Below are 13,546 nucleotides of genomic sequence, written 5' to 3'. Positions count from 1 at the left end.
CAAATATGCAAGGGTGAAGGTGCAGTTCCACTGGGACCGCCTGGGCAAGAAGAACGAAAACAGCTCGTGTTTCGTGCGAGTCTCGCAGACCTGGGCCGGCAGCGGCTGGGGCTTCATCCAGATCCCGCGCATCGGCCAGGAGGTCATCGTCGATTTTCTCGACGGCGACCCGGACCTGCCGATCATCACCGGCCGGGTCTACAACGCCTCGCAGATGCCGCCCTATGGGCTGCCGGGCAATGCGACGCAATCAGGCTGGAAATCGAACTCGTCCAAGGGCGGCGGCGGCTACAACGAGTTGATGTTCGAGGACAAGGCCGGTTCCGAGCTGGTCAATTTCCAGGCGCAGAAGGATCACAACCTTCTGATCAAGCACGATCGCACGAAGCTGGTCCAGCACGACCAGTCCGATCGCATTGACCACGACGCCAAGCACTCCGTCGGCCACAACCTCGACGAGGACATCGGCAACAACAAGACGGTCAAGGTCGGCGTCGACCAGACTACGAACATCGGCAGCAACGACACCGAGACGGTGGGCAAGGACCGATCGCTGACGGTGATGGCGAATGAGACGATCCACGTCGTTTCGAACTCGACGGAGAATATCGACGCCAACCATTCGCAGACGGTGGGCATCGTGCAGACGATCACGGTTGGCGCGGCGCGTGTCGATACGGTGGGGGCCGCGGAGACGCGAAGCGTCGGCGCGGTGCAGACGAACACGATCGGCGCGTCGCGCAGCATGACCGTGGGGGCAGGGCAGAGCCATGACATCGGTGCAAGCGACAGCTGGAAAATAGCGGCGGCGCAAAGCGTCCAGATCGGCGCCGGCCAGACAATCAAGATCGCGAAGGATCAGGGGACGGATATCGGGGCTGGGCGCTCCGCCAAGATTGCCAAGGATGACACGACGGAAATTGGTGGTGCGCATTCGGTCAAGGTAGCCAAGAGCAGCCTCTTGGAAATCGGCGAGGACGGGGCGATCAAGGTCAGCAAGGATTTGATTATCGACGCCGGCGATTCCATCATTATCAAGACCGGGTCGGCCGCGATTGCCATGAAGAAGGATGGCACAATCACGATTGAAGGGAAAAACATCACCATCAAAGGTTCCGGCAAGATCAACGTCAAGGCATCCAGTGATATCACGATGAAAGGATCCAAGATCAATGAGAACTGAGGTGGGCGATGTCTGAGGTGCTGGGCCGTATCGACGGCGTCGTGATAGGTCTTTTTCTAGGTTATGGCGAGGACGCGCCGCTTGTGGTGTTTCCGGGCAATCCTGAGGAAGTTGCGTTGTCGGCGCGCAGCCTGACTGAACTGTCGTCAGACATGATCGGTTCGGAAGTGGCGCTGCTGTTCGAAAATGGCGATCCGCTCAAGCCGTTGATCGTCGGACGCATCGTCGATCCGACGAAGAAGCAAGCCGACAATGACGTAGTTCGCGATGGCGAGACGGTAAAGATCAGCGCCAGCGAACGGTTAGAACTCAGATGCGGAAGGTCGGTCATCATCATGGAAAAGGACGGCCACCTGACAATTCGGGGCACACATCTGGTAAGCCACGCCAGCGCCGCCAACCGCATCCGGGGCGGGTCGGTGAATCTGAATTGATGCCGAAACCACCGGTCCTCGAAAACATCGTACGTCAGCACGCGGAAATGGCTGCCTTTCTTTGGACGATCTACGACTGGCACCTGCTCAATCCCGATGAAAACCCGGACATGGATGCCGAGCGTCTCGTTCGTCTGATTGAACGCTTGGAGGCGCATCTCGACGGGCTACGCGTCGCGGGTGAGGTGGGCAAGAGAATCGCGGACGAGCGCTACCGTGAGTTTCCTGAGGCGGGCGAACTGTTTGTGGTTAGGATGCTGACAACCTCTGCAGTCGTCAAAATCTCAGACCTCGATATCGCGAAGGTTAGATCTTACATCCGATCAATTATTGGAGTGTCTTAAACTATCTGAACTCGGTGCCAAGCCATTGGTTTCCGTCAAATCTACAGATTTGGTTGAATCCTGTGGATACAAGATATTCGTCGTCGGAGTACAGGTAGTAGCTATATACATTTTCTTTAAAACTAACGACATTTAGTTCGTCTATGACGTCCAATCCTAGATGCCCGGCGCCGACGAACATCCGCCCTTTATATTCCGCTATTGCTCGATAGTTGCGGTCGTCGGGCGGCGAGAAAACCCGTAATTCTGCGCCATCGAGCAGGGCACATAGACCGTTTGATCCAACCATCCAGACTCGATCGGCGGCTTGTGCAATTATCCGAAATATGTCAGCACCTATTGACAGGTCAATTTTGTTCCATTGACCGGAGTTGAGCCGGTATAGACCGCCGCCGTCACCGCATGCGAACACGCTGCCATCCGGCGCCTCCGAAACGAGATACACATGCGCCCCATTCGGGATCGGGTATTCCGACAGCGTCGTCCCGTTGAAGTGCGCGACGTATCCACGTAGACCGACTATCCAAACACCGCGTGCGGATGCGCATAGTTTTGTAATATCCGCGTCTACGCTAAGCGCCACTTGCGGGTTCGCGTGAGGCCCATATCGCAAAGTTTTTCCAGAATGTGCCACATATACGTGTTGATTGTCCGTTTGTAGCATAGAGTATATCCAGCCACGAAATTCGAAAACCAATTCGGGTCCGCCTTGAGTGAAATCATCGCAATTTTTTATCTCACTCAGATGTATGTCTCTATCCTCGTTCGATTGTATTACCAAGCATGATAGTCCTTCAGAGTTATACGTAAAGGCTTCCGCTACCTCTATTGAAAATCCATCTTTTGTAACGTACTTTTCTCTGGCCATTTCAGAATTCTCCGCTACATAGAAGTTACTGGCGCCGTTGTCGTCGGAGCCGGATAATCGCCTTCGCCCGGCACTCGAAGCTTAGTCTTTTTTATTTCTTCCTTCGTTTGCTTTGGATCGGAACACCTTTCGAGATTGTCGTATATTACGGCTTCAAGGCACTCCATTATTTCATCTTGTTTCTTCTTTGGCTTTGTATTCTTGATTTGATTGTGATTTTCGCGTACCGACTTGAGTTCTGCATCGATAGCTTCCTTTGCCGTGGGCTGGCGGTAGCGGCCGGTAGGCTTGCCTTTGGCGTCCTTGATTGCGAGAGATTCTTTGAATGCCTCCTGGTCTCTCGTTTTCTTGCCGTGTTCGGTCGAGTTGTCTGAGCTGGGACCGTCCATGCAGAGGCAAGGCGCCGTGCTGGCGCTATAGCCGTTGCTGCCGTTGAAGCCAGGAATACTTTGGGCTCTGGAGCCCCGTTGGTTTTGCATCAGGGCATTGCCGAGCATATGCTCTGATTCTTTGCCGGTTTTAGAGTGATCGCAGGCTTTCTTTTTGTCGGAATGTTTGTGGAGATTGAGATCAGCCAGCACCGATTCACAGTCTATGCCCGGAACGTTCAGCTGAGCCAGATGCGGCCATGGGGGCGCGTTGCCAATCGGCGATGCGTGATTGTTCGTAGCAAGATCCGTCATCCGAATGACGGGTTCGCCGTCAAATTTCACGTCATTGGACCAGGAATTGAAATACTCCTTGCCCGTGTTCTTCGACGTAACGACGCCTTTCTTTGCTGCGGCCCCTGCTTCGGTGCCACTGGTTTTCGACAAGTATGATTTGTTTTTGATATTTACGGTTTTCCCACCGATCTTTACCGTACTGGTACCCTTGTCGGTATCGCTTGCCATGCCGAAACTGGGATAGGGTACTGGCACGCCGGGAGGCGTGGCTGGGTTCTCGGGAGGTGTGAAGCAGACGTCCGGGAAATCGGCGATCGTCTTCGCGTCTACCGCTTTGCCAGATATCTCCAGGCCGTTGGCAAAGACGTTTGACATCTACGAAGCCCTCGCGAGAAGAACCGCAGCGCCGCATGCTCCCGCGTCGTTAGACGCCTCGATCAGTACCGGGTTGCCGGCAGCATAGCCCTTGCGAGCTGCTTCAAAAGCCATTCCGAGCATGAGCGGAACGACGGCGGCACCGACATTGCCGAGCGACTCCGCTGGGGACCAGATGTCCTGAAATTCATGGCGTCCACGCAAGAGGCGCAAGCTCGCCAAGGCATTCTGCTTGAACCAATATTGTTCGCCGACAAGGTCGGCGATACGGTAGCCAAGGAGCCTCATCTCAATGCCTGCTTCATTGAGCGCGGCGCGATAAGCCTCTGTCATACCGTCGCCCCGCAGCGCCCGGTCGTCCCGGTTGTAGATCTCAGCTCGTTCCCTTGCGAGGCCGATGCCGGATACTCGGAACCCGCCCGTCTTTGGCTTCGTGCACACGACAGCAGCTGCAGCCTCACCCGGCAAGAAACCATTCGGATTGTCGACCGTCAGCAAGCGCTCCCGATCCAGATAGTGCGCAATCGTCCCGGATGTCAGGTAACTGTCGACCCCAGCAACGACGACTGAGGACGCCTGGCCCGAACTGAGCAGCTTTCTAGCATGCTCGAGCGCCGCGTGGCCGGCAGGGCGACCATGCGCGATAATCCGGGAGCCGTCATGCGGTTCGATCTGGACAATCTCGCCAATTTTTCGAAGCAAGGCGGATCCCTCGCCATACGGTCGTCCTGCGCGATCGTCTTCAGCGAGGCAAAGGAGCACCGGCATCCGATGGCTTTGTCGAGGCGCTGAGTTGATTGCCTCGCTGATGGCACCAGCCGCCATGTGAGCCAACCGCTTGGCGCCGATCCAGTTTCGGGGAAGGGTTACTGGCGCCCCAATTAGGGCGGTAGCCTTCGCGCCAATAAACTGCGTTTCCTGAAACCCATCCAACCTTGCCCGCATTGCCGCGCAACTTGACGGTGCGTCGAGGCCGACTGCCGTCACCATCCCAATCGATTCGATATCCAGGCTGGCACTCATGCAGGTTCGTCCTCCTCAAAGCGAAGTGGGACCTTGAAGCGACGGATGTAGCGTTTGCCCATCGCACGGGCGAGTAACATGGCTTTTGTGGGTGTTCCGACCCAGCATTCAGAAAAATCCAGTATGGTGCGCTGAATGCGTTGCGACACCCTCCAAACAAGCGAGAAGCGCCGGTTTTCCGGATCAAACAAAATTGTGTCGGGTTGGATGTTGCCTTCGAATGCTTTCTCGCGCCTCTTGAACAGGGCTATCGGCAGTGCCGTTATTGGCAGGCGGAAACTTACGCGTCCTTCCGGCGTAAGATTGATGAGTTGCACCTCCTCGCCACCTCTCGGCAGGTCTATCTGCTGGTCGGGTGGCGCCATCTGGTAATAGCGCTCGTCGAAATCCTGCGGCAGGAAAGGAAAGACATTGTCGATCCAGTTCTGATCGTAAGTGCCGCCATACTCGATGCGGCCGGGCCAGCCGCGGCCCATCGGCCCGAAACTCATTGGCTTGTAGTCGCCGAAGGGCGAGCGGATTTCCTCACCGACGGCCTGTGTGTTGGGCAGCCGCAAACCAGGGATGAGGCGCTGGTTCCTGGTGCGCGACCAGCCGGTGCCGACAGGGTTGTATTTGTAGCTGGCGGGCAGCGTATCTTCGGGATCCAGCCTGTCGACCCCGCCCCAGGCGACATCGTAGGAGATGGGCAGTTTCAGGAAGGGCTGCGGCGACGTGGCGGTAAACACCGGGCCGATGGCACGCCATTCGCGGTGACCGACAACCTCGAACAGTTTCGACCAATTGCCGACCTTGATGCCGACCGGCACGCGCTCGGCCGGTCGACCGCCCGGCGCATAGGCGCAGCCATTGGCAACCACATCGCAGCGCGGCTTGCGGAAGGCGAAGTCCGTCTCCCACAGGGTCGCCGAAAAGCCGGGCACCCCGGTCTGGGTATCAGCCATGACCAACGGAACCTGCTCTGCCGATTTTTGCACCGGTCCGCCAGGCTTCGTTGGGAAATCGAACGTGCCTTTGACCACCACGACAATCCACTCATGGCCGGCCTTATCCATGCCCATGGTGAACTCGTGCGGATAGCCCATCTGGTTCCAGATCTGCATCAGCTGGTCTCCCAGGTGGCGGCGAGGATCTGTTCCAGCGTCGGTTGCGGCGACTGCGGATCGATGTCGAAAAAATCCGAATAGTTCGTCCACATCACCAGTTCACCAACGACCTCATCGCCGGGCTCGACGGGCGGCACCGGCAGCACCGTCAGGGCTGCATCCAGGTCGTCGGGCGTCAACCCGCCCTGCTGCGCGGCAATGGCCGTCTCCTCGATGCCGGCAAACCAGGCTTCCGCATGCGCCAACTGGAAGGAGACCTCGGAAAGCTGCGCGACGATGCTCAAGGGGAATTGCCTGCCGACCCTGTCGGCGCTTTGCACGACAATGCCTGCCGACGCGCCGAAGCAGGACGGGCCGGCCAGGAAGTGCAGTGCGGTGGCTCGCGGCCAAGACTCCAGGCCAATCAGCGGAACAAGATGCTGCGCCAGCCAGCGATCCCAGACGCGCACAAAATCTCCCGTCAGCCGCCGCGACACGAAATCGCCGGTGGCGGGAATTTTGCCGTAGAAGCCCGGCAGGATCATATCTGCGGCGGACATGTGAACTTCTTGAACATTTCGAGGTTGTAGGGGTTCTCGACGCTTGCTGCCTTGAGCTCGAAATCGGCGTACATGCCCTTGGTGCCCAGGCGCAGGCTGTAGACATCCGACAGCGAGGTGCCGGTGAAGCGGCCGGCGCGCAGCATCCTCAGCCATGCCCAGCTGCCGGTCTCGTTGAGCATGATCTCGGGCGAGCCGTCGACCGGCTGGAAGGCGAGCGAGATCACGCCGGTGCCGTCCTTGCCGGGCCACGTCATCGGTTGCGGTCGCGTCGCATTGTTGAAGTAGACGAGGTTCTGGCCATCGAGATTGAGCGTCACGCGCGTGACGTTGGGCGACAGGTCCTTGGGCTCCAGCGTGAAGCTCATCACCGGGCCCGTCCCGCCGGGAAAGAGATCGTCGCGGATATGCCTGGCCTGTTCGAACGCCGCCAGCGCCGCAGGATCGAGGCCGAAATCGGCGCGCCATTTCCATGGCTGGCTGGCGGTGTCGACGTAGCTGATCAGATGGTCGTTGATGAAGGCGTCGATCAGGCCGGACGGCCCGAACAGGCGGGCGAAGTCGCGGACATTGACGTCGACCGCGCTCTCGGGACTGAACGGATAGCGGTCGTTGAGCGCCGCCTGGCAGAACGGCAGGATGTCGGCGCGCCAGATGGCGTTGAGCTCGTTGGTGACAGCCTTCTGCGTCAGGCCGCTAGTATCGCCAGCGATGCCGCCGAGCCAGTCGTCGATTGGGTCGGGCAGGATTTGCGCCTGCCTGGCGACAGCGCCTGTGAGTTCGGCGAGGCCGCCCTGCTTCTTGATGGCATCCTGGGGATCGGGGTTGGCGGTGACCGTCTGCAGCACATTGGAAAGCGCCGTCAGGGCCACTACAGCCGCGTCGAGCGCCGGCGGCTGGCCATCGACTTCGGCGATCGCGCCCTTGAGCCGCTTGAAGTGTTCGGCCACTAGGCTGCCGGTGAGGTCCACCTCGTCGGCGGAGCCCGCGCGCGGCAGCAGCTTTGCCCCGGTCTTGACGACCTTGCCTAGCTTGCCAAGCTTGCCGAGCAGTTTCGAGCCGCCCTTCGCGGCCGCCTTGTCGTCAGCCGGCGCCTCGTCGGACCGGGTCAGGTCCGTCTCCTGAACCACCGCCGTCAGCAGGCGCTTCAATGCGGAATCGGCGCTTGAAAGGTCCTTGAGGTTCTCGCTGGCGACGTTGAGGTCGCTCAACGGGGCGAGCCGCATGTCGCGCAGGAAGCTGTCCCATTGCGCGATATAGTCGTCATAGTAGAGCTTCAGTATGTCTTCCGACAAAGCCGAGACCGAGGTTTCGGAATTCTCCGAGCAGCCGCCGGCGAACACCGCCCGATCCAGCGCCGCCTGGGCGGCAACGTCCTCGACCCGGTCGAGAATGGCATCGTGGAAGCCGGCATAGCTGAAGGCGCCCGGAACGCCGACGCGCAACGTCTTGTCGGAGCGCCGGGCAAACACCTTGGCGCCGTTGGGGCCGGCGAAATTGGCCGGGATCCATTCCTTCACCGCGGCCACTTCCGGATCGGCCAGCAACTGCTTGTAGGCGCGCGCCGGCAGCGAGATCGTGCACACCGTTTTCAGCGCCTCGGCGACCAGTTCCTTGTCCGGAGCGACGTAGTTGTCATCGACCGCCATACGCCGGATCGCGGCCAGTTGATGCTCTTCGGCGTCCGGGCTCGGGAAGGGCGGCGCCGGCGCGAATTCCGGCAGGCTGTTCACCCACCAGTTCTGCGCGAAGTCGGTGTCCATCTGCGACAAGCCGGTCATCATACGGTAGGTCTTCAGCGCCCCCAGCATGAAGTCAGGGTCGCGGATCTGCCGCCACATGGTCGCCTCGAGCAGCGCGACCATATGCGGCTCGAGCACGTTGCGCAGCGCGTGGTCGTAGGTATCGGCCTGCGCGCGCATCAGCTCCGCCGAGGCCGAGGGTCCGAGCAGGTCATGCGGCGCGTCCGGCGGCGCGGTGCGGGCATTCGTGACCTGGTCCATCGCGGCCAATGCGCCGTCGATGGCCGGCTGCTCCACCGATGCCGGGGCGGCGGTGACGGCGGTCAGTGGCTCCTGAAGCGCCTCGAATTGACCAGCCTGCGCGATGATTGCATTGCGGTTGTCGAAATAGGACCAGGTAAACAGTCCGGCGGCCAGCAAGGCTGCGACCGCACACGCGGTGGCCGCGCCACGCCAGATCCAGGCGCGGCGACGTTGCGCCAGCGGGTCGAACGTGCCGAGGCCAGCTTCCTTGAAAATCACCTCGGTAAGCAGGTTCTTCAGGAAGAAGCTGCGCTTTTCGACGCGTGGCGCCGGCATGGCGCGGCGCGGAGGCAGCCCGAAGGAAGAGGAAAGGGCTGCCGTCAGCCGGTCGATCGGCGCGCCTTCCTGGGTCGCCGACGTCAGATAGAGGCCACGCAGCCAGGCAGCCTCTTCATAGCGGCTTTCGCCGAACATCGCCTCGATCAGCAGCTGGATCGGCTCGGAAAGGCTTGCGAGTTGGGCGGGGAAGCGGAAGATCTCGGCGCGCGCGGCGAGTTTGTCCTCATCCTCAAGGCGCGGCACAAGGCGTCGCTCGAGTTCGGTCGCCAGCGTGGTGATTTCGCGCTCGACGGTCTTGGCGTCGACGCGCGCATCGAGCGGGAAGGTCGTCCCCCACACCTGTTCGCGCGATGCCGTCGACAGGCCGCCGAAGAAGGCCTCGAAACCCTTGATCAGATCGGCCTTGGTCAGCATCAGATAGACCGGAAGGCGGATTTCGAGCCGGTCGTTGAGCTCGGCCAGCCGGCGGCGGATCTTGCGGCCGTGCGCCTTGATGGCCTCGTCGCCCTCCGAAAGCGTATCGATAGAAAGCGCGACGATCACGCCGTTCAGCGCCCGACGGCCCCGATGCTTCTTCAAGAGGTCGAGGAAGCCCAACCATTCCGCCGCGTCGACGTCAGGCTGGCTTTCCTGCTGGACATAGCGGCCGGCGGTGTCGATCAGCACCGCGTTCTCGGAGAAGAACCAGTCGCAGTTGCGGGTGCCGCCAACACCCTGCAGGTCGTCGGTGAGATCGATGGGGAAATTCAGCCCGGACTGCCGCAAGGCGGTGGTCTTGCCGGTGGCCGGCGGCCCGACAATCACGTACCAGGGCATCTCGCGCAGGAACTTGCGCCCGCCGAGCTTGCGGCGCTTCAGCTCGGCCATCACCTCGCCGAATTTTGCGCCGACGGCGGCGACGTTCTCCTCGCCGGGGGTAAGCTGTTTCTCCGCCGCCGGCGCCGCGATCTCGGCAACGAACATGCGGTTGGCGCGGATCGCGCGGCGCTGGGCGACGATGAGCCAGATCAGCCACAGGATGATCAGCCCAGCGATCATGGCGATGCGCACATTGTCGGAGTCGAACGGCGAATAGGGGCCAACCTGGACGATCGGGCCGAAAATCCAGATGACCAGCGAAAGCAGCGCGATGCCGATCAGCGTCCAAAGGAAGCGCGAGGTGAGCACGGCCCAGAGGAAGCGAAGGATGAACATCTCAGAGCCTCTTCTCGACCAGGACCTCTACGCGCCGGTTGAGCGCCCGGCCCTCGCGTGTCGAGTTGTCGGCCACCGGATCGGTCTCCGCGCGCCCTTCGGAATGGATGCGCTCCTGCGGCACGCCGGCCCGCACGAGGAGGTCGGCTATGGTCTCGGCCCGCGCTTCCGAGAGCCGCTGGTTGCTCGAAAGCGGGTTGGACCTTTGCAGGCGCACGTTGTCGGTGTGGCCGACGACGGTGATGTTTCCGATGAGTTCCTGGTTGGCGAGGATGACCTTGGCGATGGATTCGACCAGTGGCTCATAGCCTTGGGTCAGCGTTGGCCGTGACGACTGGAAGAGTTCGGGGTTGGAGGACTGGATGACCAGCTTGGCGAGCGACACGCTCTCGGTGCCGCTGAGCGCCCCCCTGAGGTCGTCCGGCGCTTCGGCCTTGAATTCCGGCAGCAGCGCGAAGTCGACCGGCTCCGGCGCAGGCGGTTCCGGCGCGTCGACCTTTGGCGCGGCGCGCGCGATGTCGGCGCGCTGAGGCGGCGGCAGCGCGCGGACGAGCGCCGAGAGTTCCACCGCCTGGCTGCTCAGTCCCATCGAGAGGCCGATATGGACCACGGTGGCGATCACCGCCGCGGCAAGCGCCATCACCCAGATCGGCACGATGAAGCGCTGCGGTTCGTCCGAGGCGATCACGCCTTTCCAGTGTGGCGACAGCGGGGCGCCCTCGGCGTCGGCATCGCGCAGGAAGCGCGCCGCCGCCACGCGAACGGCATTGAGCGATCGGTCGCCGGAGCGGCCGGGCACCCTGTATTTGCCGCGGAAGCCGAGCGCCAGGCACTGGTACTGCAGCTCCAGCAATTCGCGATCCCGGTTCGGGTGGCGCTCCAGTTCGTCGAGACGCGTGAAGAACTGGGTGCCGGCATCGACGTCGCCGCGCAGCATGACCACCAGCGGCTGGCGGGGCCATGCGCTGGCGCCGCCCCAGGGCGTGTTCAGCGCGAGGTCGTCGAGCAGCGCCGCCACCACCCAGGCCGCCTGATCGGCGCGCTCCAGAGACGATCCCGATGTCATGGCGGCATCGCGCGCCCGAACCAGCTCTTCGAGCAGGCGCGTGCGCAATGTTTCAGGGTTCTCCGGCGCCAGCGCGCTTTCAAGCTCGGGCGCGAATTCGAGCAGCGGCGCGAAGGCGTTGATGAGCGCATTGGGATGGGCGCGCGAGCGCTTGACCGGCGCACCCGTCAGCATCGGCGCCATCGGCCGCGGCATCTGGGCGCCGGTCAGTCTGATGCGCGTGCGTTCACGATCCTCCGACAGTCCGAAGGGATCATCCCGGCTCATGATCTCACCTGTTCACCGAATAGCAGTCGACCTGCGGCTCGCTCGGCAAGACACCGGAAACGCCGATGACGAAGCCGGGGGCGTCGAGCAGCGAGGCCCAGTGCTCGCTCTTCTGGTCAAGCTCGAGGCACAGCCGGTCGCCGTCGTAGGGGATTTCGCGCGGCTGTGAATGCAGCGGCTTCAGCGGAATGCCGGGCAGGCGCGACTTCCACAGGCCTTCGAACTGGTCGGCCGCGCCGACCGTCGCCTGATTGACGAAGATCTTGCGCAGCGCATCTTCCGACAGCTCGGACCCGACCCGGATGACGATGCGGCTCGCCACCAGCAGCTTCGGGTTGTCGATGCGGATCTTCCAGACATTGGTCGAGTGCCGCATGACAGGCAGGGCGCGCGACTTGGGCTCGATATAACGCAGGCTCAGGATGAGCGAGCGCAAGGCATCGGCCAGCGCCGTATAGGCGGGGCCAGGGGCCATGTGGTCATAGGCCGGCAATTCGCCCAGCCGTCGCGAACTGGAGCCGTAGGTCGCCATCTCGCCAGCGAGGCCGGCAAGCTCGAGGTAGAGCTCGGCCGGGTGAAAGACGTCCTGCGCCAGCATGTGCGCCAGCCGCGGGCGCGCCGCGTTGGCAAGGTGCAGCATCAGGAGGTCCTCCACGCTGCGCCCGGGCCCGCCCATCACCATCTTGCCATGCGCCTCGGCGATCTGGTCGAGGCCGGTGACGACTTCCAGAAGCAATTGCCGGTACCAGGCCACCGCACCCGTGATCAATGTCGGCGGCAGGAACGTCTCGTCCAGCGAGACGCCACCATCGGCCCGCACGCCTTTGACATCGGCGACGGGCAGGGCGGTGTAGCCGCCAACCGACTTGCCCGGCGCAAGCAACAGCGCCTGCGGCCGGGCAATCTCGATTTCCTCGGGGTCCGAACCTCCTTGCACCGCGTCGCGGACCGACACGATCCGCCCGTGATAGCGCGCGCCGGTGGATGCGGCGTGCGCCGGATCGAAGCCGACGCCTCCGGGAGGTTCGAGCGGCAGCGCGATCAGCACCGGCCCTGCGCCGGTGTCGGCCGTGACCGGCAAGGGTCGCGGCGCATCCATCATCTCGGGAATGGAGAAGGGAGTTCCATCGGGGAATATACCCCGCGCCGACAAGATGGCGATCTGGCCGGCGTCGAGCAACGACTGATCCAGGGTAAGCTGCTGGAAGCCGAACGTATGCAGTTGCCCGGCCCGCAAGGCGCCGCGCACCGTTGCCTCGAGGAACCGGTCCTGCTGCTGGAAATGCTGGGTCCGCAGAAACAGTCCCTCAGACCATAGCACCCTGTTTGCATCGCTCATGCCGTTACTCTCTGCACGGAGCCACTTCCTGTCTCGCCCTGTCTCGCCGCTAGGCGGAGATACCGCCGCCGCCGAGCGTCACGTTGATGGTGAATTTGGATCCAGGCGAGATCGACTTGGTCGTTCGCCAGCTCCTCCCACCAGGTTCGCGGATCAGCGCGACGAAACCGAGCGCCGTCGCGTTTGGTTCGACCGTGATGGTCTTGGCCGCGGTCTTTCCCGGCGCGACGGAGATGGTGTCGGATCCGATGAGGTCGGCCCCGAGCGCGGACCCTGCATCGCCCTGCAGCGCGAAATAGTCGGCCGAATTGAACTTGCCGGTGCTGCTCAGCCGCATCACCAGGACCGTCACCGGCCGGTCGCCGCCGCCCGGCCCCGGGTTCATGCCGGCTCCACCGCTCACATTGACCGTGATCACAGATGGTTTCGGCGGGCCGCTCTGGCAGGCCGAAACCAGCCCCGTCGCGCCGAGGGCAATGATGAATTCGCGTCGATCGATCATGTCTCACTCCTCCTCATATGCATCCCTAAAATCTGCGCCGACTTCGCCAAGGAAGGTTTTTTCCGCGCTCTCGGCGATCTCACGATGGCGTTTCTGGTAGAGCTCCCACAGCTTGGCGCCGCGCCCACCCGAAAGCAGCGTGCCGATCGCGGAATTCGATTTCAGCTCTTCCTCGATCGCCGCCGGGTCGAAGCGGTCGACCATCTGGCGAAGCGCTGCCTGCACGCCGCGCCAGGCGCGCACGTGATGTTGCGCGAGATCGCGGACCGCGTCCGAGATCGCCGCCTCGCCATCAAGAAAGCCGGGGCTGCGTTCGC

The 13,546-nt window shown here is 62.0% G+C and carries 13 protein-coding genes; 3 read left to right on the top strand and 10 right to left on the bottom strand.

What is annotated here, in order from left to right:
• From tssI to EN742_RS08960, 3 genes are all read left to right on the top strand, one after another.
• Positions 1–1,183, top strand: a 1,183-nt coding sequence (tssI, locus tag EN742_RS08970) for a type VI secretion system tip protein TssI/VgrG (protein ID WP_128332687.1), incomplete at its 5' end; no start/stop codon positions are given.
• An 8-nt stretch (positions 1,184–1,191) separates the two neighbouring features.
• On the top strand, positions 1,192–1,617 hold the full coding sequence (locus EN742_RS08965) for a DUF6484 domain-containing protein (RefSeq protein ID WP_127405558.1): 426 nt from the start codon (positions 1,192–1,194) through the stop codon (positions 1,615–1,617).
• On the top strand, positions 1,617–1,961 hold the full coding sequence (locus tag EN742_RS08960) for a hypothetical protein (RefSeq protein ID WP_127405559.1): 345 nt from the start codon (positions 1,617–1,619) through the stop codon (positions 1,959–1,961). Before EN742_RS08965 ends, EN742_RS08960 begins: the two co-directional genes overlap by 1 nt.
• A 1-nt stretch (position 1,962) precedes the next feature.
• On the opposite strand, the gene EN742_RS08955 is transcribed toward EN742_RS08960, so the two are convergent.
• The 10 genes from EN742_RS08955 to EN742_RS08910 all read right to left on the bottom strand — a co-directional run.
• On the bottom strand, positions 1,963–2,829 hold the full coding sequence (locus tag EN742_RS08955; RefSeq protein ID WP_127405560.1) for a hypothetical protein: 867 nt from the start codon (positions 2,827–2,829) through the stop codon (positions 1,963–1,965).
• A gap of 14 nt (positions 2,830–2,843) precedes the next feature.
• Positions 2,844–3,869, bottom strand: a complete 1,026-nt coding sequence (locus tag EN742_RS08950) for a DUF4150 domain-containing protein (protein WP_127405561.1) — start codon at positions 3,867–3,869, stop codon at positions 2,844–2,846.
• Positions 3,870–4,892 carry a beta-ketoacyl synthase N-terminal-like domain-containing protein gene (locus EN742_RS08945; protein ID WP_127405562.1) on the bottom strand — a complete coding sequence of 341 codons (1,023 nt, stop codon included), beginning with the start codon at positions 4,890–4,892 and terminating at the stop codon, positions 3,870–3,872.
• A complete protein-coding gene (locus EN742_RS08940; protein WP_127405563.1) occupies positions 4,889–5,995 on the bottom strand; it encodes a DUF2169 domain-containing protein in 1,107 nt (368 codons plus the stop codon). The genes EN742_RS08945 and EN742_RS08940 overlap by 4 nt, the downstream gene beginning before the upstream one ends.
• Positions 5,995–6,522 carry a type VI secretion system-associated protein TagF gene (gene tagF / locus EN742_RS08935; protein WP_127405564.1) on the bottom strand — a complete coding sequence of 176 codons (528 nt, stop codon included), beginning with the start codon at positions 6,520–6,522 and terminating at the stop codon, positions 5,995–5,997. The genes EN742_RS08940 and tagF overlap by 1 nt, the downstream gene beginning before the upstream one ends.
• Complete coding sequence (tssM, locus tag EN742_RS08930) at positions 6,519–10,055, bottom strand: type VI secretion system membrane subunit TssM (RefSeq protein ID WP_128332686.1); 3,537 nt, start codon at positions 10,053–10,055, stop codon at positions 6,519–6,521. The genes tagF and tssM overlap by 4 nt, the downstream gene beginning before the upstream one ends.
• Before the next feature lies 1 nt (position 10,056).
• Positions 10,057–11,388 (bottom strand): type VI secretion system protein TssL, long form, encoded by a 1,332-nt coding sequence (tssL, locus tag EN742_RS08925; RefSeq protein WP_126058942.1) that lies wholly within the window; start codon positions 11,386–11,388, stop codon positions 10,057–10,059.
• 4 nt (positions 11,389–11,392) lie between these two features.
• A complete protein-coding gene (tssK, locus tag EN742_RS08920) occupies positions 11,393–12,727 on the bottom strand; it encodes a type VI secretion system baseplate subunit TssK (RefSeq protein ID WP_127407337.1) in 1,335 nt (444 codons plus the stop codon).
• Between the two features lie 49 nt (positions 12,728–12,776).
• Entirely contained in the window at positions 12,777–13,229 is a 453-nt protein-coding gene (tssJ, locus tag EN742_RS08915; RefSeq protein ID WP_127407336.1) for a type VI secretion system lipoprotein TssJ, read from the bottom strand.
• Between the two features lie 3 nt (positions 13,230–13,232).
• Positions 13,233–13,546: type VI secretion system-associated FHA domain protein (locus tag EN742_RS08910; RefSeq protein WP_348632855.1), on the bottom strand; the 314-nt coding region annotated here is incomplete at its 5' end.

This window comes from Mesorhizobium sp. M4A.F.Ca.ET.020.02.1.1 (assembly GCF_004022645.1).
In the GTDB taxonomy this organism is placed as follows: Bacteria; Pseudomonadota; Alphaproteobacteria; order Rhizobiales; family Rhizobiaceae; genus Mesorhizobium.
Note: the sequence above shows the minus strand (reverse complement) of the source record. Positions and strands in the feature narration are given on the sequence as shown.